Origin of the sequence: Candidatus Sulfotelmatobacter sp., from assembly GCA_036500765.1 — a bacterium.
GTDB lineage: Bacteria > Acidobacteriota > Terriglobia > Terriglobales > Acidobacteriaceae > Sulfotelmatobacter.
This window is the reverse complement of the sequence record DASYBM010000015.1, coordinates 224647-250060: the sequence shown is the minus strand read 5'-3', so window position 1 is coordinate 250060 and position 25414 is coordinate 224647. Positions and strand designations below refer to the sequence as shown.

Sequence of the window (25414 nt, the reverse complement as noted above, 5' to 3'; positions counted from 1 at the left end):
TGGCGGTGAGCCCGGAGCCCAAGCGAAGATCGCGCGTTGCGCCCCGCAAGGGCGAGCAACGAGAGCAGGTCGAGCAAGGGTCAAACGCGAGCTACTGGCCGAGACGAATGGACCCCACACCACCTCGGAACTCTTATTTTTTGGTCGTTGGTCGTTGGTCGTCAGTCGTCGCTTGTCTGGCGTCGCTTCTAGCTGGTCCCGTTTGTCCCTTCCTGCCCTCACACTTTCTGCATCATTCCAGTTACAAGATTGCGCGGGCTTAACATTCCTACTAAGGTGTAGACATGATTGAGGTGCACAAGAGTAAGACTGCCGTGTTGATCCTCGCGTTGGCTTGCGCCGGCGGAATGGTTTCGTGCCAACTGGGGTTTGTCGATGGTATGGACTCATCGGCTGGTGCGATGGCCGCGACCGCGACTCGGCAGGATGGGCCCTCGCTCATCATTGAGAACGATTCGCCGTTGCCCGATACTTCTCCCCACGTGCCGTATGAGGTGCGATTTCGAGCGCATGGTGGCGTTGGCGCGCAGCACTGGCGGATCGAGAAGGGAGCGATCCCGCCCGGGATGAAGTTTGAGGACGACGGTTTGCTGCATGGGCAGGCCGAGCGCTCGGGAGAGTTTGAATTCACTGTGGCGGTTACTGATGCGCGGCAGCAATCGGGTGTTCAGAAAGTGTTCACACTAAGAGTGCGGTCTGGGTTGAGTCTCGATTGGAAGAAGGGAGCGCGCGTCAGTGGGAACCGCATTGACGGAAGTGTGGAAGTCTTAAATGCTACTCCCGACGACATGGATTTGACGTTCTACGTGCTGGCCGTGGCGGAGAATGGGCGGGCGACGGCGATTGGATATCAGCGGTTTGTGCTGCGGTCGGGCGCGCCCGCGAAGGAGTTGCCCTTTGGCGAGACCTTGCCCCATGGGGGATATGTGGTGCATGTGGATGCGGTGGGGGAAGTAGCGGCGAAGCATCTGATTTACCGGGAGAATCTGCAAACGCCTGGGGCGCTGCAGGTTACGGTGGGGCCGTAATCTTTACGAGAGGTAGGCGGAGTCGGATGATGGCGGCGCCGGTTGCACAACTTGGGCAACGCGCCGCCGGGAGGTTAGTTCAGAGGACTAATCCAGACATGGCTTAATCCAGACTTGGCTTAATCCAAGCTAAGGCGCCACACCGATCGCAACACGGTCGCCGAACATATCTTCCTTCTGCGCTCCTGGGTTGCGCGAATCGGTCCAGGAGAAGCGGAAGGTGCCTGCGGAATCGACCGAAATTCCTTGATAATCGCCGTATTGGTTGGGGTCGACACCGGAGACGGTTTCGTTGGACTGGGCGGTCGTGATCCTGATGTTGCGACTCCAGGTCTGGCCGCCATTGATGGAGAGGGCGAAGTAACGGTCCGTCTTCTTTGAGGTCGAGTCGCGCCGCGTGTCATAGAAGCTGACGCCGACTCGGCCGTTGGGGGCGACGGTGATCTGGTGGTGGAAGTGGTAGGCGTTGGTTGTGTCGTCGTCCACTTTGGTTTCCGCCGACCAGGTCGCGCCGCCGTCATCCGAGTAGCGAACGTAAATGTTGGTGTTGGTATTGACGGTGTCCACGTCAGTGTAGGAGACGTACAAGCGTCCGGAGTGGGCGTTGCCTGCGGGGGAAACGGCAGTCATGGGATACGGCAGAATGCCGCGAATGTTCTGCGGTGGGATGAAGACGAAGAATCCCGTCGTATTCATGCGATAGCTGGTGACTACGACTCCAGTGCCGAAAGTCGCGCCGCCATTGCTGGATTTGGAGCAGTAAAGTTTCTTGCCGGTGTAATCTTCCCAGCAAGCGTAGACCGTGCCGTCCGGCGCGGTCGATACATTCACTCCGATGGTTGGATTCACGTGGGGAATGGCCGTGCTGCGGGTCCAGTTGGTCTTGCCGTCGCGGGAGTACATGACATAGGGAGTGTTGTTTTTCCCGTTATCGTCATACCCGATGTAGACGCTGCCGAAGTAAGGACTGGTGGAAGAGTTGTCGACGGTCATCATGTCGCGGTCGGGAAAGCTGCCGGCGTTGGTAAGCGTGGTGGCGACCCAGGTGGAGGTCCCGGCCAACTTGTAGGCAGTGCGTTGATCGGAGCACTCGAATGAGATAAAAGCGTCGCCGCTCATGTTGAACCCGAGCCAGGTGTCGTAGCAAAAAGCTCCATTCGTGGTGAGATTGGTGTTGGTCCAGGTGGCGCCTCCGTCCTGAGATTCATAGACCGCGGCGGTATTGGTGAGGTCGTTGACGCTTTCGAGGATGTGCATGGTGTTGGTGGGATCAACGGCGACGCTGGTTTCGCTTTGCGCGCCGGGCTCGTTGGTCACGTTCACATTTGGCCCAACCGAGGAGGGCGCGCTTTCCTGGGACGAGAGCACGGCAGATTGGGCGCTTCGAACCGGTGCAGTGCTGAATTTGTTCTGAGCCGGGGCAGCAGGGATCGATGTGATTATCAACAGCCATCCGGCGAAGAGCGCGGATAAGCGGAATGGGGGAGCGATATGTCTCATTCGGATTTCGTCTCCTGGGGGTTAGAGTTTTGTGAGGGCAGGTCCGGGTTTTAGAATCACGCGCCTGAGGGCATGCGCTCGCCCGTGAGGCTGGTGCGAGAGTGCCCGCAACTGTAGGCCAGAAGCGAGCGCAAGTCAATGTGCAGGAGTTTGCGACTATTTTGAGGAGGGACAAAACGCAGCGATGCGGCAGGAGCGAGATGCTCGCTCCTGCCGCATTGTTTTTCTTAGATTATTGTGAGTTGGACTGCGCTGTGGCTTCCTGTTTTACTTGCGCTTCGGTTTGGTTGGCGGCGGCATCCTGATCGGTCAGCTCTTTGGCCGCGGTGTTATCGGGCTGGGGAGCTGGGATATCGGAGGCCGTGGTTCCGGTGTCGGGAGCCTTGGGCATGTTGCCGGTGCCCTGTTTCTCGGCGAGAGTCTTCATTCCGTTGTCGAGTTGCTCCTCGAAGTGGTTGCGCATTTCCTGCAAGTCGTCGACCGAGACCGTGATCGTTTTGCCCGCGCCACATTCATTTTTCTTGCTGGCGGAGACGCTGGCCGTGACTTTGTTGTCGGCGTCGGGAGTGTCGGTGAGACGCGTGATCACATCGCCGCCGGTGAGTGAACATTCCTGTCCATCGGAGACTACGGTGATGGTGTTGTCCACGACGAAGGCGCGCCGGGCCGGGTCGAGGGCCGGAGGAACGTCGCCGTTGGGCGCGTTCGCGGGTTGCGGTTGTGCCTGCGCGTCGCCGCCTTGTGAGCCAGCCTGTTGCTGCTGCTCGGCGAGTTCTGCTTTTACCTCTTCGGCGATCGCCTCTTTCACCTCGGGAGTCAGTGTGACGGTCCCGGAAGTTGGGGCGGGCCCGTTATCGGCAGGCGCGTTGTCGTAGGAGTCAGGAGCTCCGGCATCGGCGTCAGCATTGGCTTCGGCGCGGGCCGCGTAGGCTGCCTGCAAGTTTTGGGAGATCAGATAATCCGTGAGCCAGAACGCCGCCGACGGATAGACCGGATAGGGCGCGAAATAGGGACCGTAATAGCCGTACCAGGGTGATCCGGCCCAGCCCCAGCCGCCGAAGCCGACGCCCCACGCCAGCCCGAAGCCCCAGGGGCGATATGCCCATCCATAAAATCCGGGATGGAAATAAAAGCCGGGATGATAGCCGTAATAGTTAAAGCCATGGTAGTAGTAGCCGCGATAGACGCCGACGTGGTAAGCGCCGTGCGAATAGTAGGTGCGCGAATAATAAGAATGTCCGCCGCGTGTAACGTAGGCGCGCTGTACATAGCCGTTGCCTCGGCCGTTGCCGACGACGCGCACTCCGTTGTGTTCGCTGACGATGGTGCGCCCGCCGTGCAGGTTGTTGTGAATCTGCATGCCATTGCGGTTGATGGAACGAATCTGTCCATTCGGTCGAATGCTCGCCGATCCGCCGCCGCGAAGGGATACAGTACGCCCGGGCGAGTGGGCGCTCATGGCGCCGTGAGTTCCGATGCTGCCTCTGGCGCCGCTCGGGTTTCCGCCATGACTGACGGTATTTCCCGGATGGCCCATCGAGCCTCCGGTGTGAGTGCTGGTGGAGCGTCCCCCCATGCTGTTTTCATGCGTGGCGCCGGTGTTGTGGCTGGGAGCGGAAGAATGACTGGGACCAGAAGAACGACTGGGACCAGAAGAACGACTGGGACCGGAAGAACGATTTGTGCTGGACGAGTGACTCGGGCTCGACGAATGACTTGGCGATGAGTTGTGGCTCGGAGCGCTGGAGTGGCTAGGCCTGCTCTCATGTTGGGCCGGCGGCGCGGACTCTGACTTGTGCTGGTCCTTGGCAAACGCCGAAACCGAAATCAATGACACCGCCAGCATGGCCTGAGCCACTATGTTGGCGGTACGAATAAGAGAACTCATCACAGCCTCCAGATTTTTTAATATTCACGCGTCCGTGACGCTTTCAGTATGGAGTCAAAGGATTCGCGGTGCTGCCGCCCATACTCAAGGGCTGGTATTGATAACACTACTACGCGGGTTTAGTTGTGCGCCGATTACTAAAGTGAGAGCACTCGCAAACGATCTGGTTGTGAGGTATTGCGGGTAGTGATTCTTTGACCGCGTTCGTTCGAAACCTGCACTTCGTGCAGAATAACAGTCGGGCTTTAAACATCGATGATCTTCGTTAGAGCAGCTTCTGCGTGTGCAAGAATCTTAATCTTGCAGGCTATCGGGACAGCGTATAATTTCCGCGTAATTCCTGCCTCGGACTCGCGACACGGGCCGAACCGCTGATCAGTATTCGCGTCTGAAGGCGCTTAAATTCTCTCAAAGCCATTCGCATGGCGGGCCATGCCCCCACGGAAGGAGATCCGATGAAGGTAAAGAAACAATTCGCAAACTTGAACTCTCGGCGTCGTGGGTGGGCGGGGAATTTTCTGCCGGCGTCGGTGATCGTGATGATGGCGGGCCTTGTTGCTCTTGCCGCGCCGGCCGCGCAAGCCCAGACCTTTCAAGTGCTTCACGCCTTTTCAGGCGGCAGTGATGGAGCGGAGCCTTGGGCTGGTGTGATTCTGGATCCGGCGGGCAACCTCTACGGAACTACTTTTTACGGTGGTTCTACTTCGGCCGGGTGTGTTGCCTTTGGCTATGGCTGCGGAGTTGTGTTCAAGCTAGACCCTGCCGGCAACGAAACCGTTCTGTATACCTTCAAAGGGCTGGCGAGCGGAATCAATCCTCGGGCGGGATTGCTTCGGGATAAGGCGGGCAACCTGTACGGCACAACGTTCGAGGGCGGAGATCTGAATTGCGGACGGGTTGGATGTGGAACCATTTTTAAGATCGACGCAACGGGCCACGTGAGTCTGCTGTATAGCTTCACCGGCAAGGGCGACGACGAACATCCCCAGTCACCCTTGATCGCGGATGCTGCGGGCAATCTGTACGGCACGACCGTGGGCCAGACCGCATTTACCAGCGGTACTGTGTTTAAGCTGGATTCCGCGGGCAATGAGACCGTGTTGCATGTTTTTACGGGACCGCCGGATGGAGGAATGCCGGTCGGATCGCTGGTGCGGGACGCGCACGGCAACCTCGCAGGCGCTACTTCTTATGGGGGAAATGGAACGGGTTGCGTCAGCCTGGGTTGCGGGCTGGTCTTTAAGATTTCTCCGACTGGACAAGAGAGCGTGCTGTATAACTTTACCGGCGGCACAGATGGGGCGTATCCGATCGTAAACCCGGTGCTGGATGCAGCGGGAAATCTCTATGGTACTACCGGCGACGGCGGCGACCTGAATTGCGGTCCAAACATTGCCCAGCCATACGGCTGTGGCGTGATCTTTAAGGTGAATTCGTCCGGCGTGGAAACGGTGCTCTACGCTTTCACTGGCGAAACCACGACTGGGTACAATCCGTACGCCGGTGTGATTCGCGACGCGGTCGGCAATTTGTATGGCACGACATACCGGGGAGGGACCTACGCAAGTGGAACAGTTTATAAAGTAGACCCGTCCGGCCATGAAACCGTGCTGTATAGCTTCACTGGCGGGGCCGACGGAGCGTATCCGGCGGCGGATTTGGCTATGGATGCGGAAGGCAATCTTTATGGAACAAACGTTAGCGGCGGCAACCTCTCCGGCTGCGGGGGAGGGGGCTGCGGAGTAGTTTTCAAAATTGTCCCCTAACGATTTGTTGGTTGAAGCGATGTAGACAATTGCATCGACCCGGAATGCGCCGGAGATTTCCGGCGCATTTTCTTGCTTTTGCCGGCTTCTTTTCCCAATCTATTTCGGCAGGGTTAAAACGATGACGCGGTCCGTCTCGTCTTGGCCTTGCGGGCGAAGCTTCAGGATTACGCCGTCCGCGGTTTGGGTTACGTTCAGTGGGTCGCCGGCTAGCAGATAGTGTGCCGATGCAATCTTGCCGGTTATCGGCGGAAGCGCCAGCAGCGGGGCCCTCCAGTTCAGGATGTGTACGTAAACTTTGTTTTCTTTCTGCGTCGTGACTCCCCAGTCACCGGGAGGGATGGGGCCGCCGCGCGTACCGTAGATCGATTCGCCATATTTTGCCAGCCACTCGCCGACAGCGTGCAGTCGCGTGACGAATTGGGGATCGATCTCGCCGTTCGGGTACGGTCCGATATTCAGCAGAAGATTGGAATTGTTGCCGGCGGCGCGGACCAGTTTGCGCTCGAGGTCGGCGGGACTTTTATAGTTGCTGTCGCCGATGTTGAATCCCCAGGCGCCGTTGAGCGTGTCGGAACTTTCAAGCGGGATTTCGCTGCTTACATATTTTGTGTTGAAGCCGGCGGTGTTCTGGCCGGGGAGATCGCGCTCGAAAGTTTGCACGTCTTCGCCGGGACGCGGGGTTTGATGGTGGTTAGGAATGATCAGCGCCGCGGGTTGCAGTTGATGAATCAGCGCGTAAGTTTTGGCGAGATGCCAGTCGGCGTCGGGCTTGTCCCACATGCCATCGAACCAGATGCCGGCGATGGGGCCGTAGTTGGTGAGCAGCTCGCGGAGCTGGCCGTCCATGTAGGTGTCGAGGTAGGCGTTCCAGTCGCCGTGGTCGGGACGGCCATTGTTCCAGTTCGTCTGGCCGCGTGGATAGTAGTCGGGATTATGCCAGTCGAGTTGCGAATAATAGAAGAAGAGCTTGATGCCCTGGCGATGGCACTCGTCGGCGAGCAGTTTCAGAGGGTCCTTCTTATAAGGTGTCCGGGCAACGATGTTCCAGTCCGAGATTTTCGAGTCGAACATGGCGAAGCCGTCATGATGGCGGGAAGTGATGGTGATGTATTTCATGCCGGCGGCTTTGGCGAGAGCGACCCAGGTGGCGGCGTCGAATTTTTCGGGATCGAAAAATGCAGGCAGGCGATTGTATTCGTCGACAGTGAGATGGCGGTCGTGGAAGACCCATTCGCCGTCGCCGAGCACGCTGTAGACGCCCCAGTGAATGAACATGCCGAATTTCATGTCCTGGAATTCACGGCGGGCTTGCAGATTCTCGGGGGTGGGGCGATAGTCGTCGGTTTGGGCGAAAGAATTTGCGACGACTACACCGGCCAGGAAGATTACAGCGATAAGATACTTAGCGCTGGTGGAGCGCGGAAGCGTTGCCATGGTTCGTTCTCCCGGGCTAGTCTACCCGAGGACGAGAGGAGGAACCACTGAGGGAACGGAAAATGAGACGATTCGCAGCCGTGATTGCTTTACTGTCTGTCAGCGCCGGGTGCCTGGCAGCCGATACAGAAAACTTCAACCACGTAAAGATTCGCCGCCACCGCAGTGCCAATGACCGAGTGCTGGTGGACAAGGTCGGCGTCCTCACTTTTGACGATGGCAATCACAAACTTTCTTACAAGAGTATTGTCGATGACCGATTCCAGGTGCAGGACAAATTCGAGGCTGCATATAACGATGTCACGAAGATCGTATTCGAGGTGACCACTCACATGCGAGGAGGAGGCTGGGCACAGCTGATCAGCGCCGCCAGCCTTCCCGGCGCGATGATAGGGCCGGTGATTTCCGGCCAGCACGTTAACGACTACTGGCTCTACCTCGAGTACAAGAATGGCGGCCAGACCGAACAAGTTTTGCTCGAAGTACCGAAAGATTCGTCTGCGAGAGTGATCGACAAGACTACGAGCCTTTTTGGTTCCCGCGTGACTATGAGCGAATTTCAAGAACAAGGGGAGCCCATCGATCGCCGTACCCTTGCCGACTTTGAATCGAAGCATTCCCTGAAAATCAATAAGAGCGAAAGGCCCCTTCCCGAAGCCGAACCGGATAAGGCAACGATTGTCGTTGTGTGCCCGCCGTTGGCTGCTCGCGATTCCGGAAAAGGAAATCAATTCAAGCTGCATGCCGACGGTCATGTGATCGCTGTGAACAAAGAGGGAACGTACAGCATCGCATATCTCGATCCGGGCCAGCATCAGTTGGTGTCACAGTCGGAAAATGCGAACGGATTTGAAACGGAACTTAAGGCGGGAAAGACGTACTACTTTCTACAGAACACGTTCCAGGGAGCCTTTCGATGGCAAACCGCGCTGTCGCGCAATAGTCCGGAACTCGTGACTTATCTCATGAGCGGCACCTATTACTCGGACTGGAAGCGCAAGTAGGTCGAGCTGCGCTCGACGGACGGACGAATGCGTCCGTCCCTACGTTATTTCGCTTTACTTACTGAATGGGGGTGACTTAGCGCGGCGGTGTGGAGGGCAGGCCCATCTGGGCACGCACTTGCTGCCATTCCTCGGTCACGCGGGGCTCATGGGAGAGTTCGGAAGCGCGGCGTAGCGACTGTTCCGCTTTCGGCAAATCGCCAAGCTTAAACAGGCATTCCCCGCGACCGGCCCATGCGAACCAATCTTCGGGAAATTGCTCGATTGCCTGCTCGAAGATAGGCATGGCTTGATCGCACTGGCCTTCTTCATCGAGTTCGAGGGCGGCCTGCACGTGCGCTTTGGTCAGATTCCGCGCCACCGGTTGATTGTGGGGCGCGTACTGGTGAGCTACGGTAAAGATTGTCAAATCATCTTTCCACATGGCTTCCTGCTGCACCGTGAATCCAGCGAACGCGGCAGCTAATAGACCAACTGCGCACAAAAGCAGGATGCGCCCTCTGCCGGCCAAGTGGTATGCGGCCGATAGAACGAGCATGAGTCCCGCCAACGGAAGGTACGTGTAGCGGCCATGCAGAAAATCGCCGGGATCGAGGGAATTTAGGTTTAAAGTCAACAGAAGCGGGAGCACCAGGAGAAGGCTCCCGATCAGCAACGCGAGCTGGATGCGGACCGCCTCGGGTTGTGAGAGATCGTGCCGAGCCTTTTGCCAAGCCCAGCCGCAAACTGCCGTCAGGACCGTTGCGGCGCAGAGTACGCCCAATCCCGGCAACAGGACAGCGTGAAGAGAAAAAGAGTCGGCGATGGTGGGATCCGCGAAGGCCCGCGGCTGCACCGGCCAAAGCAGCACTTTGACGTAGAACCAGAGAGTGGCGGGCCAGGAGAGTAGCAACGTACTCCAAGGCAGGTGCTGAGTGCGAGGGCTCAGTTGGCCATTGAGAGCGCTGACTCGCAGCAGCAGATAGATGCCGGTCGCGCCGAGGAAAGGAAGAGTCCAGCGGAGCGCAGAAACGGCGCGAAGTCGAAGCGCTTCGTTTCGCGCCTTCGCCATGTCCTCATTGCTCGCTTTGGCGGGTGGAGCGGTCAGGGTCACGGCAAAAATGATTGCGGGCAAAACGATGGCGGTTTCTTTCGTCAGCAGCGCGGCCAGACAGAGCGCGGCAGAGCCGGCAATCCACAGGGATGAATTCTCGGCAGGTCTGCGGCGGCGAGATTTCTTGAGAGATCTTCCGATGACGGATTGATCGGCGGATGACGGCTCGGAATACTTGAGATATAGGAGGAGGCTGCCGAGTATTGCGGCGGACATAACTGGGTCAGGGACCGTGACCCACGCGACGGATTCAACCTGGGCGGGATGCAGTGCGAAGAGTGTGCCGGCGAGCAACGCGGCGACGCGATCACGCAGCAGTTTCCATACCAGTAGAGCAAGCAGAGCAGCTACTGTCAGGTGCTTCATAATGCTGAGCAGGTGCCAGCCCCACGGAGACTCTCCCGAGAGGATGAAGTTCAGACGCAGCCACAACACGAATAGGGGGCGGTAGAAACTTGCCGGACCACCCGCGACCTGAGCCCACACGTAGCTGGTGAAGTACTCCCATACGTGGCCGGGCCACTGTATGCGCGGATCGCCCACGAAACGGTGATCGTCGAGGACAAATTGGAAATTCAACGCGGAGCTATAAATTGCGAAAACAATCGCAGCAAGGGCGACCGCCACGATCCCAGTAGTTCGGGGCGACAGCGAGGGTCCGGCTTCCGCCTTTGCCGCGGCGGAGAATTTCTGCTCCCGATTCCGGCTGGAGATTTTCATCTTGGTCAACACATGCTGGGTGAATGCAATGCCGGGTGAACCCATTGTAAGAGCAGGGCAATCCAATCGAACAGTCGGATCAAAATTAGGAAGAAGCGGGGGGCCAACGTCGATTGCAGCAATTCCTGGAACGATTCGCTCGCTTTTCATTACAATCGACCGATCCCTGGCGTTGCGAATCGTGGTTCAAAAGGAAGAGCAGATGGGGCAGGCGAACGGGTTGGTTCGGGTTGCAAGCCGTTATTCGGTGGACGAGACTGTGCGGCGGTTGCAAGCGGCGTTTGCGGAAAAGGGGATGCAGGTGTTTGCTGTGATCGATCACAATGGCGAAGCCGAGAAGGTCGGATTGACTATGCTTCCGACGAAAGTGGTGATCTTCGGGAGTCCGAAGGGTGGAACTCCGCTGATGGTGGCCGCTCCGAGCCTGGCGATTGATTTGCCGCTGAAGGCGCTGGTGGCGGAGGACGGCGCTGGTAAAGTCTCGGTGACATACAACAGTCCGGAGTATCTGAAGGAGAGGCATGGCGTGCCTGAGGAGTTGATCAAAAATCTCGCGGGTGCCAGCGTTTCGATTGCGAAAGCTGTGGAATAATGCGGAGCGTGTGGCCCTGGATGCATTCGTCGTATATTCGCGAGCTGCGATTACGGTTCGAGAGCAGAAAGAAACAGGTTTCTCGACTTCGCAAAATGGCGCGTCTTTACGCGCCATTTTGCTACGCTCGAAATGACAGGAGATGTAGAGATTTCTGAGTGGGACCGAGAACAGTGTGATCGAGAACTCAACTCCAAATCCGAATCGAGCGCGCGACCATTTGGCCAATGAGCGGACGTTTCTGGCGTGGGTGCGGACCGGGGCGGCGATCGTGGTGTTCGGATTCGCCATTGGACGATTCTCGCTGGCGATGCGGCAGTTGACCGCCTTGCAGGGTCATCCGATCAAGACGGCGGGGCTTTCGGTTTGGATGGGAGCAGGGACGATTGTCGCGGGAGTGGCGCTGGTGGTGGCGGGGCTGGCGCGGTATCGCAAAACGCGAATGCAGTTGGAGGCGATGAAGTTCGAGCCAGCGGGGTTTGTGCTGGACTTCATCACGCTGTTGACGGTGGTGTTTGGGCTGGCGCTGGCGGGGTATTTGATTTATACGGAGAAGATTTTGGGGTAGCAGAACGGCGCGTCAGGCCAGGCGTTTGAGCCCTGCATGCACCCTCGAGACCGCCGAGCTTCGCTCGGCCTGGACGGGCGAATGCGCCCGTCCCCACGGACAAGACCTTATGGCGAACGATCTGGAAAAAGAGGCGGCGGCGAGGGCGAGTTTGCGGTTTGTGAAAGAGGGGCAAGTTGTCGGGCTCGGTACGGGATCGACTGCGGCATTTTTTATCAAGCTGCTGGCGGAGCAGGTGAAAGAGGGGATGCGGATTCGCGGGATTCCGACTTCGGTGCGGTCGAAGGAACTGGCGGAGAGTTTGAGGATTCCGCTGACGACGCTGGACGAGTGCCAGGAGATCGACGTCACGGTCGATGGCGCGGATGAGGTTGATCCGAAGCTGCGGCTGATTAAAGGCGGCGGCGGGGCGATGTTGCGGGAAAAGGTTGTAGCGTCGGCGACGAAACAGTTGGTGGTTGTGGCGGATGCGTCGAAGCAGGTGCCGATGCTGGGAGCGTTTCCGCTGCCGGTGGAGGTAATCCGGTTCGCGCAGGCGCTGGTGGCGAAGCGGATTGGTGCATTAGGAGCGGAAGTTTCGGTGAGGAAGAATACGGACGGGAAACCCTTTGTGACCGATGAGAAGAACCACATTCTGGATTGCAGATTCGGGAAGATTCGGGATGCGGATGGACTGGCGCGAGAGTTGAGCGGCATGCCGGGCGTGGTCGAGCATGGGCTGTTTATCGGGATGGCCAGCGTCGTGCTAATTGCTCACGGGAGTGAGATTGTGGAGTTGAAAAGAAGCTAGTGTTGATTCTTGATTGTCGATCGAAAGCCCAACTCATATTTGCTGCGATTTTCAATTAATAGTCAAGAGTTATCAATCAACAATTCCAACGGAGTGGAATGGCAACTGGAGCACAAGTTCGACGGTGGAGTGGGACCTCGCGGAGGCGGGTGCCGCGCTTCCAGTTGCAAGCGCCTTTGGATGTGACTGTGCTGCGCTCGGGAATTCCGGACACTGTGCCGGGGCGCTCGGTGAATGTGTGCGAGCGCGGGATTGCGGCAGTGCTGGCAGGGGAACTGATTACGGGCGAGACGGTGGGGATTGAAGTGCGGCTGCCGCGGACGGCGGATTCGCTGCGTACCCGGGCCCTGGTGCGCTATCAGGACCGGTTGCGCTGCGGGCTGGAATTCGTCGGGCTGTCGGCCGAGCAGCGTGGAACGATTCGGGATTGGGCGAAAGAAGCGAAGGCAGAGACCGATGCCAATGCAGGTGTGGTTCCTGCAATGGCGAATACGAGCGGAGATGCTGGCGGCGCTAGTGGGCTGATCTCAGCGAGCTCAGCTTCAATCGGGCCAACCTCAATCGGCCCTTCCAGCGAGCCGAGATCGATCGGGGCAGCGCCGCAGAAGCCGAGAAAGAAGCGACCCGTCCCGGCCACGGCCATTTTTCTGGTCTTCCTAATCCTCGCGGCGATTGTGTCCGGCGTGCTCTGGTGGAGATGGAACCGCGGATGGGAGGAGCTGGAATCGGGGTTAAAGAACCCGGAGATTGTGACTGCAGAGAAGGTTCCGACGCAGATTTCCACCGAGGTGATGGAGAAGTTGCTGATCCATCGGGTCGAGCCCACGTATCCGGCGGAGGCGCGAAAAGAAAACCTAGAGGGAATTGTCGCGCTCGACGTTATCGTAGGACGCGATGGCTCAGTGCTGAAGGTACGCGCATTGAATGGTCCACAAGTGCTGGCCGCAGCGGCCATCGACGCGCTGCGCTGGTGGAAGTTTGAGCCTTATCGCGTGAACGGGGAACCGGCGGTGGTAGAGACGACCATGGCGGTGGAGTTTAAGCGGTAGGGCTTCCGGCCCTCGGCTTCCGGAAAATCACAGAGCGCTCGGATTGCAGTGTTGCGGAATCGCCGGAAGTCGCGATTTTGCGGAAGCCGGAAGCCGCAGTTCAGTTCTTCAGCTTGCGCAGGGCGCGCAAGACTGCCATGCCGCTGATGGCAAAGCAGACCACGGCTCCGAGTGTGGCGACCAGCATGAAGCGGGCGCTGAGGTGGAGGAAGTCCGCTGCCAAAGCACTAACCGCAAAGACGAGTCCCACTACGTTGAGCCACAGCGGCGCCTGCACTTCTCTACCAACCGGGGCGCTCCCATTTTTGCGCAGCCGCAATTGCAATAAAAGAGCCGCGAGTCCGATGGCCGCAACGACTACGAGGGCGAGCGGGCTGTAGAAAGCGGAGCGGGTGGTGTAGATCACGACCAAAGCCAGGGCGAGCAACAGGAGTCCGGCGGCAATAATGCTGCCGCGGCGCGATTTGGGGCCTGGGGGCGGGTTAGAAGCGGCGTCGGACAAGGAGTTCTGTCCCCAAGTTATACAGGTCGCCAGTCCGGGTTTCAAATCGAGAAGGGGTTCGCGCCTTTTCTAGGCGTCGGGAACGCGGGAGGCCCCGGCTAACCACTCGGCGGGCCGGGGATCGCCATTGTTGACGGCATAAAGCACGAGTTCGACGCGAGTCGAGACGCCGAGCTTTTCGAAGATGCGGTAGAGGTATTTCTTAACGGTATGTTCACTAAGGCTGAGTTCACGAGCCACCTCGCGATTGCCCATGCCCTCGGCGACGAGGGCGACCACCTGTTCCTCGCGGGGCGTGAGCAGATTATTTCCACTCGAGTTGAGCACGCGCAAGGAGGGCACCTCGGAGATCAGGTCCATGAGGTAGTTGAGCTGTTCGGTGTTGGCCCAGATTTGGCCAGAGGCTACGCGGAGCAGGCACTTGCAGAGCAGACGCAGGTTGGCGTCGGTGATGGGAAAGATGCCGCGGGCCCCGGAGCGAAACGCACTTACCACCAGTTCGCGGTCGCAACTATCGACCAGCAGAACCTTGGGAATTTCCGGATGCGAGAGATGAAAGCGGCGCAGCGTGACCACGGTTTCGGCGACATCGGCGGGCTGGCTCACCGACAAAACTGCGATCCGGGGAGGCTTCTGTGTAATGGCCTGGAGAATCGCAAGACTGTCCATGGGACAGGTCGTGATGTGAAACTCCGGACGGCGGCGCAGCGCGCTGGTGAGCAACTGCGCCTGCATTCGATTGGAGTCCGCGATGAGGACACCAATGGCAATCGACGTCGGTGCGGCGGACGAAGGACACATCAAAGCAGGTCTCCCGAAAACTAGAGGTCCCCAAGAACTGCCGATTCCAAGAACTGCTGATTCCAAGAACTGCCGATTCCAAGAAGCGAAAGAGAAGCGATGCGGCGATTGTAGGGACAGGAAGTTAGGTTCACAAGGAAACTCGTCACAAAATCCGCATACGGCGTTCAAAATGGGAATCAGGATTTTGGGTTGGCGGGAATCTGAGGAACACAGGCTTGCGCTGTGGAAGGGCCAGAACCGAACGACGGCGCGGAGCCTTTCCTGGAATCGATAAAAACCGCGTGGATACTGTTGTTCCGGTGGATTGAATTCAGAAGGTCAACTTCGGCTGAGGCGGTTGATGCAAAATTGGCCGCCTATTCTTGTGACTTGGCAAACATGCAAGTCTACTTTCGTGGGTACTCCCAACGGAGATGCCTGCCCGCCCTTTTCGGAGCTGCGATCCGGCCCCGTTCACCCGTAAGCGCCTGATTTTCGTAGCACCTTTGCTCTGTCGTGCGTTTTCCTGAAAAAGGAACACAGTCTACTTTCGTAGACACCACTTCCCATGTCTTGCCCGGACTTCGCAGTGAGCCTAACGTGCGCAGAGTAGAGAGCGTCACGCCTGCCTGGTGAAGCTCATCTCCGAATAACGGAACAAGGATAGCGGAACGAGGGCCATGAAACAGCATTTTCTAGTCACACAAGTCATCGTAATCACTCTGCTGGCGATCGGATGCGGTTTGGCCGCGTGTGCGCAGGTGGAGAGGACGGACCTGGGCGGTAATGGCGGTAATAACGAGACTTCCCGATCAAGCCTAACCGGGGCTGGAGCGGGAGGCGGCAGTACAGCGGCCGCAAAAGCCGGAGAAGCGGATGGCCTGGGAAACCCCACACTCGGAGGGGAGCGCCATCCGCTTTACCGGTTACGACCCAGTGACATAGTGGATATTAGTTTCACCGTCGCGCCGGAGTTCAACCAGACCTTGACCGTGCAGCCGGATGGGTACGTGATGTTGAAAGACGCGGGCATGGTGGAAGTGCAGGGCCTCAACCTGCAGCAATTTAGCGAGGCCGTGCAGAAGGCTTATCGGGGATATTTGCACGATCCCCAGGTGGCCGCGGCCCTGAAGGATTTTGAGCGGCCTTATTTCATCGTAGGGGGCGAAGTAGGCAAGCCGGGCAAGTATGAGCTGCGCTCGGACACGACCGTATCCGAAGCGGTTGAAGTGGCGGGAGGACTGACCCAACAGGCGAAGCATTCGCAGGTAGTGCTGTTCCGGCGGGTCAACGATGAGCTGGTGGAAACACGGCTGCTCAATCTGAAAAAAATGCTGAAGCAACCCAGCCTGAGAGAAGATGAGCACTTGCGGGCCGGGGATATGGTGTTTGTGCCGCAGAACATGATCTCAAAAATCGCACGCTACCTCACCAAGCCGTCTATGAATATGTACATCAGTCCCACGCAATTTTAGAAAACCATCTCCCATGGCAGATCAAGACTCAACTCGCGAGCGAGAAGCGACAGCAGCGCCAACCATGCGTGAGCTGGCGATGGTGCTGTTCCGCCAGAGAAGAGTTTTTGTCTGGGCGTGGGGATTAGTGCTCGTGGCCGCGGTAGTGTACGCGTTTGCCGGCGTGAAATATCAGGCCAACATGAAAGTGCTGGTGCGCAGAGGCCGTGCCGATGCTCCGGTGAGCACAGGCGAGAACGCTCCGCTGGACCTGACTCGGATGACGGTCACAGAAGAGGAGCTGAATTCCGAGGTGGAGTTGTTGCGGGATGATGAAGTGCTGCGGCGCGTTGCCCTGGAGACGGGGTTGGGAAAGGACGACTGGCTGTATTTTCTGAGGCCGGGCGAAGGTCAAGCCGAGCGCGTGGAACGGTCGGCGCGGCAACTGGGCAGGAAGCTGAAAGTGGAGCCGATGAAGAAGACCAACTTGATCGCAATCAGCTATGCGGCAGACGATCCGCGGCTCGCGGCGAAGGTACTGCAAGCAGTGGCCGCGGCTTATCTGGAAAAGCATATGGAAGTGCATCGCCCGAGTGGTCAGGAGAATTTTTTTGAGCAGCAGACCGCGGAATCTCGCCGGCAGCTTGAGGATTCGCAACAAAAGCTGCTGCATTTCGCCGCGCAGTACGGAGTCGTGGAGGCCACCGAACAGCGCGATCTAGCGCTTCAAAAGTTGAGCGAAGTGGATGCGAACTACCGGCAGACGGGCATCGATCTGGCCGAGACGCAACAGCGGGTTGCGGATTTGGAAAATCTGCTAGCGAAGTTGCCGGAGCGCACGACCACGCAGGTTCGCATCGCCGATAACCCCGAGTTACTGAAAGCGCTAAAGGCGAGCTTGTTGGATTTGCAGTTGAAGCGCACCCAACTGTTGACCAAATTCGAGCCAAGTCACCGCCTGGTGCAGGAAGTTGACCACCAGATTGCGCAGGCGGAGGCGACTATCGCTGCGGAGAATGCCTTGCCGTTGCGCGACGAAACCACCGACAAGAACGCGCACTACGAGTGGGCGAAATCGGAACTGCAACAGGCGCAAGTGCAGGTGTATGGCCTGCTCGCGCGTCAGACCGCGACCAGGAAGCAGGAGGCCGAATACCGGGCCGCGGCGCGGGGCCTGGGGGAGGCGGCCATCGTCCAGGGGGATTTGTTCAGCACGGAGAAGGCCGCTCAGCAGAACTATCTGCTTTATGTGAAGAAGCAGGAAGAGGCGCGAATGAACGATGCGCTCGATGAGCGGGGCATCGTGAACGTGGCCATCGTAGAGCATCCTGTGGCCCCGGCGTTGCCGGTGTGGTCGGCCTGGGCGGTGCTCGCGATCGGATTCGTTACCGCTGGTGCAGCGGGCACAGGCGCGGCCTTTGCCTCCGATTACCTGGATGCAGGTTTCCGAACGCCAGACGACGTATTGACATACTTGAATTCACCGGTGCTGGCATCGTTGCCGCGAAAGTCGCGAAGAAAGCTTTCTGCATGACTGTCGAAATAATTGGCGCGGAGGTCTTGGGGCAGGCAAGCACGCGGGAGACCGTGCGTCCCGAGGTGAGAAGTGTGTTTCAGCCCGGGTACTGGAATCCGGAGCACTTCGAGCGGGAGCAGATTCACGGCCTGGTGCGGCAGGTCTTCTTTTCAAGTGCGGAGAGAATTGTGCGCCAGGTAGTGTTTAGCGCGGTCGATGCGGAGACGGACGTAAAGAGTCTCTGCCTCCAGGTCGGAGAGGCCCTGGCAGTCGAAACTGCGGGAACTGTGGCGATCGTGGGAGATTATCGGCACGTTGTATGCCCTGGCGCCGTTGCTCAAGCTGAGATGCAGGATCATACCTTCGACGAACACGGCATCGCTGGCAGTGAAGCGCAGCGGCAGTCCGCGATCCGGGCGCGGAGCAATCTCTGGCTGGTGCCAGCCGGCCAAGGAAATGACGGCGACCGAGGAAAGATTGCATTGGCGCAAGAGACTCTGCGCGAGACGCGAACGACATTTGAATACTCGATCGTCGAAGGGCCGCCCGCCGGGGAATGGAATGGGACGATGGCTATGGCGCAATTCGCGGACGGAATCATTCTGGTCTTGTCGGCGCAGCACACGCGGCGGGCCACGGCCCGCAAGATGAAAGAGACGTTGGATGGGGCACACGTGCGAATCCTTGGAACCGTTCTTCGCGACCGGGTCTTTCCCATTCCGCAGGGCATTTATCGGAGACTGTAAGAATCACGGTTGCTCGCGATTGAGATCCAAGATAGCGAATTGAAAGTGGGTAGAGTTGGGCTCTCCTTTTTTTAATTCGGAGCAACCGGATCCGGCGGCGGTTGACTGGGCGCGTCTGATTCCTGGTCAGACTCCAGGGCTGGGCAGACCGAACCTCGGCAGACCCAGCCTCGGCAAACCCGGCCTTCGCGAAGCAGAGTTTCGCAGAAATGGAAAGAAGCCGGTGCAGTCAGTCCGGCCGGGCACGCCAGGTCGCAAGCCGGGAAGCCAGGCCCAGATCGTGGCACAGACTGCGGCCGCATACACAACGGAGAGCTCACTGACGTATTTGTTGCCACATCCGCTACAGGGGCAGATGGCCTGGAAATGGATCCGCGCCACGGCGGCAGATTTCGCGCTGGTAGCACTAAATTGGCTGTTGATCGGGGCTCTGCTGGTACCGCTGCGCGCGCTTTTTCCCCATGTGAATCTGTTCCATTATGCCGCCGGCGCGCCCGCTTGGCTGCTGGGTCTGGCCTTTCTTCACGCGGTGTTGATCACGCTGGTGGCCTACGCTGAAGGTTTGCATGCCGAAGAAACGGGCTTGCGGGGAGAGGTTCGCATTCTAGGGAAGTCGGTGCTGTGGGCGACCACGGTGCTCTGCGTTACTTATGGCTTGCAGGGGGCTACACGGGGCACGAGCGCTCTATTCTGCGCCGCTGGAATGCTGCATTTCGTCGCGTTGTGGACTTGGCGGGGACAAAGAGCAAGGCTGGAGCGTCATCTGCCAGCGAGCGCCGAAACCCGCAACGTGCTGGTCGTGGGGGCTGGCGGAGTAGGTCGGCGAATCGCTTCGTATATTGAACAGCATCCTGAGGAAGGCCGAACTGTCTGCGGTTTCCTCGATGACGAGAGACCGATAGGCAATGACGTAATCGGGCGGGTACGCGAGTTGGCGCGGCTCGCGCGCATGGGATTTGTCGACGAGGTCATTCTGGCGTCGCCACATAACCGCGAGCTGACGCGGCAAGTGTTGCACGAATCGCGCCGGTTGCGGCTCGATCTGAAAATAGTCCCGGAGTTGTTCGGCTGCAAGACCGGCGGAGGCACGGAGCGGCTCGGAGATTTGCTGTTGATTAGCCTGCACAACGAGCAATTGCCGGCGGCCGGTCTGGTGTTGAAACGGCTGGTTGACGTAATCGGAGCGGGGCTGGCATTCGTGGTGCTCACACCCTTGCTGGCAGCGATTGCGGGGTTGATCAAACTCGATTCGCGCGGACCGGTGCTGTACTGCGCGCCGCGGGCCGGCCGCAAAGGACAACGGTTTCGCTGCTACAAATTTCGCACCATGGTAAGCAATGCGGACGCGTTGAAAGAGCCTTTGCGGCGAAATAATCAGCGTTCCGGGCCATTTTTCAAAATCGCCGACGATCCACGGATCACGCGCCTGGGACGGTTTCTGCGGCATTACAGCATCGATGAACTGCCGCAGCTCTGGAACGTTCTGAAAGGAGAGATGAGTTTGGTGGGTCCGCGGCCGCATCCGCTGGACGACGTTGCCGGCTATGAGATCGAACATCTGGCGCGGCTGGATGTGACGCCGGGGATTACAGGGCTGTGGCAGGTTACGGCGCGCCGCGACCCGTCGTTTCAGCGCGGCATGGACCTGGATCGGGAATACATTCACACCTGGAGTCTGGGGTCTGATATGCGAATTTTGCTGAAAACGGTTCGAGTGGTGCTGTGCGGGAGCGGAGACTGATGCCGGCGACCGCGCTACCAGCACGGCGGCTGGAAGCCGGGACGGATCTCCTGGTCTGGGCTGGGCAGGTGGCTCTGCGTCCGCTACAGGCATTGATGGCGGCGCCGTCTCTGCTGTTCGTGACGGCATTGACGGCGATGCTGCTGCGGCATCCCGACGTGGCGTTTTATCAAATTGACCGCGTGGCGTTCGGCCTTTTGATCGTGGGGGTCGGGGCGCGGGCGATCGTGCTGCGGGAACGGCTGTTGGTGCTGGAACGCGTGAGTTGGCCGATGATCGGGTTGATCCTCCTGGCGCTCGCCAGCGTGTTGGCGCAACCCTTCGATCATGAGACCTGGAGCTTGTTCGCGTCGAAGCTCATCGTTCCCTTTGCGCTGTTTCATCTGGCGGCACTGGTTTTCACGAACGAGCGACGGATCCGGCAGTTCGAAGTGTATGCGCTGATCGTGCTCGCGTATCTAACTTTTACGGCAATCGCGTTTCTATCGGGTGCGCACGCGCTGATCTTTCCGCGGTTCATTCTCGACGAAAGCCTTGGGTTTCATGCCGATCGGGCGCGGGGGCCGCTATTGCAGGCCGTCGCGAATGGAGTGTCTTTGAACGTTCTCGGCCTGCTCGCCCTGCATGCATACCAACGGGGAAGCGCACGGGGGATCAAGATTGTGGTGCTTCTGGCGTCGGTGCCGGTTGCAATTCTGGCCACGATGACGCGGGCGATCTGGCTGTCGTTCGCGGGAACCGTGGTCGCTGTGATCTTCCTGTCGAGGAAGTTCTTGAGGACGCGAACGAGTAATCGCACCTTACGCCGCGTGTGCCTGGGCGTGTTGTTGGTTGCGGGAGTGGCGATCGCCATGGTTTTGAGCTCGCGGGAGATGGCAGACGCGCTGAGCGACCGGCTGACGGAACAAGGCCCCGTGGATTATCGCGAGGCAGTGTATGCGGGCGGATGGCAGATGTTTCTGGAGCGTCCGCTGACGGGTTGGGGCTTTCACCAGATGCCGGGGGAGCTGCCGCGCCATGTCAGCGGATACCGGGAAAAAGTGCTCTATCCCCACAATACCTATCTGGAGTTGCTGGTGGAGTTTGGAGTGGTGGGACTTGCGCTGTATTTGTGGCTGATGTGGGAGATGTGGCGGCTGGGTCGCGGTGCGATTCCAATGGGGGAGGAAAGCGGATTCCTCGACCGGGAGTTCCATCGTGTGTGGCCGATTGTGCTCGCAGTGTATTGGGTAAACGCGGCCATGGTAGTGATGAGCTACCAATTTGTGAATGGCCTGTTATTCACGCTGGCCGGAATGCTGGCGGCGCAGCAGCGCAGGGCGTCGGAGGCTCGTTCATGGTGACGGTCGCGTATCTTTCCAATCAATTTCCGTCGCCGGTCGAGCCCTACGTGGTGGAAGAGATCGAGGAATTGCGCAGGCGGGGAGTTCGAGTAATCGCGGGCAGCGTACGAAAGCCAAAGACGCAATCGGAATTCGGGATTGGATGTATGCCGGAAGTGGTACTGGAGGCGTTGCCAGCAATTGTTCTGCTGCGAGCGGCATGGTTCTGCGTGGCGCGGTGGAATCGGATTTCATCGTTGATGGCATGGGTTTTCTATCGCGGTCCTGAAGGGCCGTACCAGCGGATGAAGGCGCTGGCGCATACGTGGCTGGGAGCCTGTTACGCGGTGCGGCTGGAAAAACACGGCGTAGATCACATCCACGTGCACCACGGCTATTTCGGATCGTGGATTGCAATGGTGGCGGCGCGGCTGGTGGGCGCGGAATTCAGCATGACGCTCCACGGATCGGACTTGCTTCTGCATGGAACGTTTCTCGAAGCCAAGCTACGGAACTGTGCTTTCTGCCTGACCGTGTCGGAGTACAACCGGAATTACGTTCTGGAGCACTATGCCGGTATTGATCCTGCGAAAGTAATTGTGAGTCGTATGGGTGTGGAAGTTTCGGTGCGCGAGCCTCTCGCGCTTGCAATGCGTGACAGTGAGCCGCCGGTGCTGTTGGCAGTGGGAAGACTGCACGCAGTGAAGGATCATGCGTTCCTGCTTCGAGCATGCGCCCAACTAAGAGACCTCAACGCCGACTTCACGTGCTTGATTGCGGGAGAGGGACCGGAGCGCAGACAGCTCGAAGCGCTGATTCAAAAATATGGGTTGCAAGAGCGAGTCACGCTGCTGGGAGAGGTTGCGCGCTCGTCGATGACCGCGCTTTATGACCGGGCGGACGCGGTTGTGCTGACCAGCCGAAGCGAAGGGATTCCGCTGGTGCTAATGGAGGCGATGGCACGCGGAAAGATCGTGCTGGCGCCGGCGATCACGGGAATTCCCGAGCTGGTGATTCCGGGCGAGACAGGATTCCTGTACGAACCGGGCTCGCTGAGTTCTTTTGTCCAGCGACTGCTCTTCATTCGGTCCCTGATGGTTCGTTCGCCAATGACAGCTCAGCATGATCATGCGGTTCGTCATTCGAATCCTTCGGCGGCGCGGCAACTGGATTGGGTGCGGCACGCGGCGCGAGTGTATGTACGTCACAATTTCAACCGCCAATGGAATCTGGAATCGTTCGGAGACTTGTTTCTACAGCGGGTCGCACCGCAGACGGAGAGCGTTCCTCGTGAGAATTTTGTACTGCAACAAATATAACTATCGCTTCAGCGGGACCGAGGCCTACCTGTTCGAATTGATGGATCTGATGCGCGCGCAGGGCCATGAAGTCGCGCTGTTTTCGATGACCGATGGGCGCGGCGAACCGACCCCGTACGATCGGCACTTCGTTCCGCATATCGATTTCAAAGCGAAGGCCGGATGGTGGCAGAAGGCACAGCGGGCCGGCCATGCGATCTATTCCACCGACGCGCGCCGCAGGATGCGGGCGATGATTGCAGACTTCCGCCCGGATGTGGCGCACGTGCGCAACATCTATCACCATCTTTCACCGTCGATTCTGTGGGAGCTCAAGGCGCAACGGATTCCTGTGCTGTATCACCTCAACGACTTCAAAATTCTCTGCCCGAGCTACAACCTGGTTTCGCAGGGGGAGGCTTGCGAGGCCTGTAAGGGCGGATCATTTCGGCATGTGGTGACGTCGAAATGCTATCCGGGCTTAGCTGCACGCATTCTGCTGGCTGCCGAGGCGTATGTACACCGTTGTGTGGGCACGTATCGGCACTGCGTAGACTTGTTCCTGGCGCCAAGCCAGTTTGTGCGCGACAAGTTCCTGGAGCATGGCTGGGACAGCGACAAGTTCGAGGTACTGCCGCATTTTCAGAAGCTTCACACGTTGCCGGCGGCACCGGGGGATGGCAGTCCGCTCCTGTACTTTGGCAGGCTTTCGGCGGAGAAGGGCATCGACGACCTGTTGCGATCGATGCAGAAAGTGCCGCACATGAACTTGGTCATCGCAGGCGACGGACCGCAGCGGCGAGAGTTGCAGGAGTTGGCCGCCACATTGCGGTTAACTAACGTGAAATTTGTGGGCCATGTTGGGGGCGCGGAGCGGGATTTGCTCATCGCTCAGTCCCGGTTTACCGTGCTGCCATCGCACGCGTACGAGACTCTGGGGAAGACCATCCTCGAATCGTATGCCGAAGGGCGGCCGGTGGTCGCTTCCGATCTGGGATCGAGACGGGAACTGGTTCACGAAGGGGAGACGGGATTTCTTTATCGTGTGGGCGATGTCGATCAACTCGCGCGCGTCATCGGATCCCTGGGATCTAGGCCGGATTTAGCGGCGAAGATGGGGCGTGCCGGTTGGGAGACGGTGCGGGAGCGCCACACGCCTCAGGGACACTATGAGAAGCTGTTGAGTTTGTATGAGAGGCTGGCTCGGCAGACCGCGACGGACGCGGACGGCCGGACATCTCCGATACGAATGAAGCCTGTCCGGACGACGCCTGTCCGAATGAAGAACGTTGCCGCAGGTCAGGAACGGCGAGTGCGGGTGGCGTTTATTGGCGGGCGCGGAGTGATTTCAAAATACAGTGGCATTGAAACTTATTACGAGGAGGTCGGGCAACGGCTGGTGCAGATGGGGCATGAGGTCACGGTCTACTGCCGCAATTACTTCACGCCGGCTCTGGCGGAACACAAAGGCATGCGGCTGGTGCGGTTGCCCACTATCCGGTCGAAGCACTGGGAGACGGTCATTCACACGCTGCTCAGTAGCGCGCACGCGCTCACGCAGAAGTACGATGTGGTGCATTATCACGCGCTGGGGCCGGCGCTGTTTTCATTTCTTCCGCGATTGCTGGGGAAGAAGGCGGCTGTGACGGTGCAAGGATTGGATTGGCAGCGGAAGAAATGGGGGCGGCTGGCGTCGGCGGTGCTGCGCCTGGGAGAGCGCGCGTCGGTACGGTTGCCGGATGCGACCATGGTGGTATCGCAGGCTCTGCGGCGGCGTTACCGCGAAGCCCATGGCGTAGAGGCTTTTTATGTGCCAAACGGTGGTCTTCTGCGCGAACGTCGTGAGCCGCGGAAGATTTTGGAGTGGGGACTCGATCCGGGCAAGTACATTCTATTCCTGGGACGTTTCTCGCCGGAAAAAGGATGCCATCTGCTGGTCGACGCGTTCGAGCAGATCGAGAAGCAGATCGACCCGGAGGTCAAGCTCGTGATGGCGGGGGCCGCGAGTTATTGCGATGAATATAGCCGTGAGCTTCGGACCCACGCCAGCGATCGCATTCGCATGCTCGATTGGGTTTCGGGCGAGACCCTAGACGAACTCCTGACCAATGCCATGGTATTCGTGTTGCCGTCGGATCTGGAGGGCCTGTCTTTGGCCCTGTTGGATGCGATGGGGGCGGGCCTGTGCGTGCTGGCTAGCGATGTTCCCGAAAATCGGGAAGTAGTCGATGGCGCGGGATTTACCTTCGAGCGGGGGAATGCGGCACATCTGGCGGATCGCCTGCGCTTCCTTATCGCGAACCCTGCCGCGCGGGAAGCCGCGGGAAGAACGGCAAGGAAGCGCATCGAGCGCGAGTATCAGTGGCAGAAAGTCGCCGAGGGGATCGAGAGAGTTTACTTCACGATGCTGGGGGAGAAGGCAATGCAGGCGTCCGCGAAGAAGCCGAACGCAAGCGCTGTTTCAGACGGCGAAGGCGACGATATGAAACGGCGGGCCGGATAGCGGCCGGGCCGACCGCGAAAGTTGTCTACCCGAAAGTAGTAACGACATTCAAGCCGAGGACGGGGCGAACCCGTCCTTTTTTATTACAATCGAATGCGTGGCCGGCGATGCGTG

Annotated in this window: 20 protein-coding genes; 14 read left to right on the top strand and 6 right to left on the bottom strand. The window is 58.8% G+C overall.

Features of this window, described 5'->3' with window-relative positions:
- Positions 1–284 precede the first annotated feature (284 nt).
- Complete coding sequence (locus VGM18_16975; protein HEY3974700.1) at positions 285–1028, top strand: putative Ig domain-containing protein; 744 nt, start codon at positions 285–287, stop codon at positions 1026–1028.
- 129 nt (positions 1029–1157) lie between these two features.
- Here VGM18_16975 and VGM18_16970 read toward each other — a convergent pair whose 3' ends face one another.
- The gene (locus VGM18_16970) at positions 1158–2528 is read right to left on the bottom strand and encodes a sialidase family protein (protein ID HEY3974699.1); all 1371 of its coding nucleotides are present in this window, start codon (positions 2526–2528) and stop codon (positions 1158–1160) included.
- Positions 2529–2760: 232 nt separating this feature from the next.
- Positions 2761–4104 (bottom strand): hypothetical protein, encoded by a 1344-nt coding sequence (locus VGM18_16965; GenBank protein ID HEY3974698.1) that lies wholly within the window; start codon positions 4102–4104, stop codon positions 2761–2763.
- A 767-nt stretch (positions 4105–4871) separates the two neighbouring features.
- Between VGM18_16965 and VGM18_16960 the strand changes: the two genes are divergently transcribed.
- Positions 4872–6182 (top strand): choice-of-anchor tandem repeat GloVer-containing protein, encoded by a 1311-nt coding sequence (locus VGM18_16960; protein ID HEY3974697.1) that lies wholly within the window; start codon positions 4872–4874, stop codon positions 6180–6182.
- A gap of 99 nt (positions 6183–6281) precedes the next feature.
- Here VGM18_16960 and VGM18_16955 read toward each other — a convergent pair whose 3' ends face one another.
- A complete protein-coding gene (locus VGM18_16955) occupies positions 6282–7619 on the bottom strand; it encodes an alpha-L-fucosidase (GenBank protein HEY3974696.1) in 1338 nt (445 codons plus the stop codon).
- Between the two features lie 62 nt (positions 7620–7681).
- Here VGM18_16955 and VGM18_16950 point away from each other — a divergent pair, with 62 nt between their 5' ends.
- Positions 7682–8623, top strand: a complete 942-nt coding sequence (locus tag VGM18_16950) for a hypothetical protein (protein HEY3974695.1) — start codon at positions 7682–7684, stop codon at positions 8621–8623.
- 76 nt (positions 8624–8699) lie between these two features.
- Here the strand turns inward: VGM18_16950 and VGM18_16945 are convergent, their stop codons facing one another.
- Positions 8700–10481 carry a tetratricopeptide repeat protein gene (locus VGM18_16945; GenBank protein ID HEY3974694.1) on the bottom strand — a complete coding sequence of 594 codons (1782 nt, stop codon included), beginning with the start codon at positions 10479–10481 and terminating at the stop codon, positions 8700–8702.
- Positions 10482–10617: 136 nt separating this feature from the next.
- On the opposite strand from VGM18_16945, the gene VGM18_16940 reads away from it, so the two are divergent.
- The 4 genes from VGM18_16940 (at position 10618) to VGM18_16925 (ending at position 13435) form a co-directional block, all read left to right on the top strand.
- Complete coding sequence (locus VGM18_16940; protein HEY3974693.1) at positions 10618–11028, top strand: DUF302 domain-containing protein; 411 nt, start codon at positions 10618–10620, stop codon at positions 11026–11028.
- A gap of 175 nt (positions 11029–11203) precedes the next feature.
- Positions 11204–11596 carry a DUF202 domain-containing protein gene (locus tag VGM18_16935; protein HEY3974692.1) on the top strand — a complete coding sequence of 131 codons (393 nt, stop codon included), beginning with the start codon at positions 11204–11206 and terminating at the stop codon, positions 11594–11596.
- A gap of 109 nt (positions 11597–11705) precedes the next feature.
- A complete protein-coding gene (gene rpiA / locus VGM18_16930; GenBank protein ID HEY3974691.1) occupies positions 11706–12386 on the top strand; it encodes a ribose-5-phosphate isomerase RpiA in 681 nt (226 codons plus the stop codon).
- A gap of 98 nt (positions 12387–12484) precedes the next feature.
- Positions 12485–13435 carry a TonB family protein gene (locus VGM18_16925; protein HEY3974690.1) on the top strand — a complete coding sequence of 317 codons (951 nt, stop codon included), beginning with the start codon at positions 12485–12487 and terminating at the stop codon, positions 13433–13435.
- Positions 13436–13535: 100 nt separating this feature from the next.
- Here VGM18_16925 and VGM18_16920 read toward each other — a convergent pair whose 3' ends face one another.
- Both VGM18_16920 and VGM18_16915 read right to left on the bottom strand, forming a co-directional pair.
- Positions 13536–13937 carry a hypothetical protein gene (locus VGM18_16920; GenBank protein ID HEY3974689.1) on the bottom strand — a complete coding sequence of 134 codons (402 nt, stop codon included), beginning with the start codon at positions 13935–13937 and terminating at the stop codon, positions 13536–13538.
- A gap of 69 nt (positions 13938–14006) precedes the next feature.
- A complete protein-coding gene (locus VGM18_16915) occupies positions 14007–14738 on the bottom strand; it encodes a response regulator transcription factor (protein ID HEY3974688.1) in 732 nt (243 codons plus the stop codon).
- Between the two features lie 662 nt (positions 14739–15400).
- Between VGM18_16915 and VGM18_16910 the strand changes: the two genes are divergently transcribed.
- Genes VGM18_16910 through VGM18_16880 form a run of 7 tightly spaced genes read left to right on the top strand, consistent with a single transcriptional unit; the run spans position 15401 to position 25300 of the window.
- Positions 15401–16195 (top strand): polysaccharide biosynthesis/export family protein, encoded by a 795-nt coding sequence (locus VGM18_16910; GenBank protein ID HEY3974687.1) that lies wholly within the window; start codon positions 15401–15403, stop codon positions 16193–16195.
- 13 nt (positions 16196–16208) lie between these two features.
- Positions 16209–17708, top strand: a complete 1500-nt coding sequence (locus VGM18_16905) for a hypothetical protein (GenBank protein ID HEY3974686.1) — start codon at positions 16209–16211, stop codon at positions 17706–17708.
- Positions 17705–18436: a hypothetical protein gene (locus VGM18_16900; GenBank protein ID HEY3974685.1), complete on the top strand. Its 732-nt coding sequence runs from the start codon at positions 17705–17707 to the stop codon at positions 18434–18436. Before VGM18_16905 ends, VGM18_16900 begins: the two co-directional genes overlap by 4 nt.
- Before the next feature lie 55 nt (positions 18437–18491).
- The gene (locus VGM18_16895; GenBank protein HEY3974684.1) at positions 18492–20177 is read left to right on the top strand and encodes a sugar transferase; all 1686 of its coding nucleotides are present in this window, start codon (positions 18492–18494) and stop codon (positions 20175–20177) included.
- Positions 20177–21520, top strand: a complete 1344-nt coding sequence (locus tag VGM18_16890; protein ID HEY3974683.1) for an O-antigen ligase family protein — start codon at positions 20177–20179, stop codon at positions 21518–21520. Before VGM18_16895 ends, VGM18_16890 begins: the two co-directional genes overlap by 1 nt.
- Positions 21514–22818, top strand: a complete 1305-nt coding sequence (locus tag VGM18_16885; GenBank protein HEY3974682.1) for a glycosyltransferase family 4 protein — start codon at positions 21514–21516, stop codon at positions 22816–22818. Before VGM18_16890 ends, VGM18_16885 begins: the two co-directional genes overlap by 7 nt.
- The gene (locus VGM18_16880) at positions 22790–25300 is read left to right on the top strand and encodes a glycosyltransferase family 4 protein (GenBank protein ID HEY3974681.1); all 2511 of its coding nucleotides are present in this window, start codon (positions 22790–22792) and stop codon (positions 25298–25300) included. Before VGM18_16885 ends, VGM18_16880 begins: the two co-directional genes overlap by 29 nt.
- The last annotated feature ends 114 nt before the right edge of the window (positions 25301–25414 follow it).

Bases quoted from the DNA above. Each gene is read 5' to 3' on its own strand.
- VGM18_16925 (HEY3974690.1), top strand. From the start codon at position 12,485: ATGGCAACTGGAGCACAAGTTCGACGGTGGAGTGGGACCTCGCGGAGG.
- rpiA (HEY3974691.1), top strand. From the start codon at position 11,706: ATGGCGAACGATCTGGAAAAAGAGGCGGCGGCGAGGGCGAGTTTGCGG.
- VGM18_16965 (HEY3974698.1), bottom strand. From the start codon at position 4,104: ATGGGGGGACGCTCCACCAGCACTCACACCGGAGGCTCGATGGGCCAT.
- VGM18_16945 (HEY3974694.1), bottom strand. From the start codon at position 10,481: ATGGGTTCACCCGGCATTGCATTCACCCAGCATGTGTTGACCAAGATG.
- VGM18_16915 (HEY3974688.1), bottom strand. From the start codon at position 14,738: ATGTGTCCTTCGTCCGCCGCACCGACGTCGATTGCCATTGGTGTCCTC.
- VGM18_16975 (HEY3974700.1), top strand. From the start codon at position 285: ATGATTGAGGTGCACAAGAGTAAGACTGCCGTGTTGATCCTCGCGTTG.
- VGM18_16960 (HEY3974697.1), top strand. From the start codon at position 4,872: ATGAAGGTAAAGAAACAATTCGCAAACTTGAACTCTCGGCGTCGTGGG.
- VGM18_16890 (HEY3974683.1), top strand. From the start codon at position 20,177: ATGCCGGCGACCGCGCTACCAGCACGGCGGCTGGAAGCCGGGACGGAT.
- VGM18_16955 (HEY3974696.1), bottom strand. From the start codon at position 7,619: ATGGCAACGCTTCCGCGCTCCACCAGCGCTAAGTATCTTATCGCTGTA.
- VGM18_16885 (HEY3974682.1), top strand. From the start codon at position 21,514: ATGGTGACGGTCGCGTATCTTTCCAATCAATTTCCGTCGCCGGTCGAG.
- VGM18_16970 (HEY3974699.1), bottom strand. From the start codon at position 2,528: ATGAGACATATCGCTCCCCCATTCCGCTTATCCGCGCTCTTCGCCGGA.
- VGM18_16900 (HEY3974685.1), top strand. From the start codon at position 17,705: ATGACTGTCGAAATAATTGGCGCGGAGGTCTTGGGGCAGGCAAGCACG.
- VGM18_16950 (HEY3974695.1), top strand. From the start codon at position 7,682: ATGAGACGATTCGCAGCCGTGATTGCTTTACTGTCTGTCAGCGCCGGG.
- VGM18_16910 (HEY3974687.1), top strand. From the start codon at position 15,401: ATGAAACAGCATTTTCTAGTCACACAAGTCATCGTAATCACTCTGCTG.
- VGM18_16905 (HEY3974686.1), top strand. From the start codon at position 16,209: ATGGCAGATCAAGACTCAACTCGCGAGCGAGAAGCGACAGCAGCGCCA.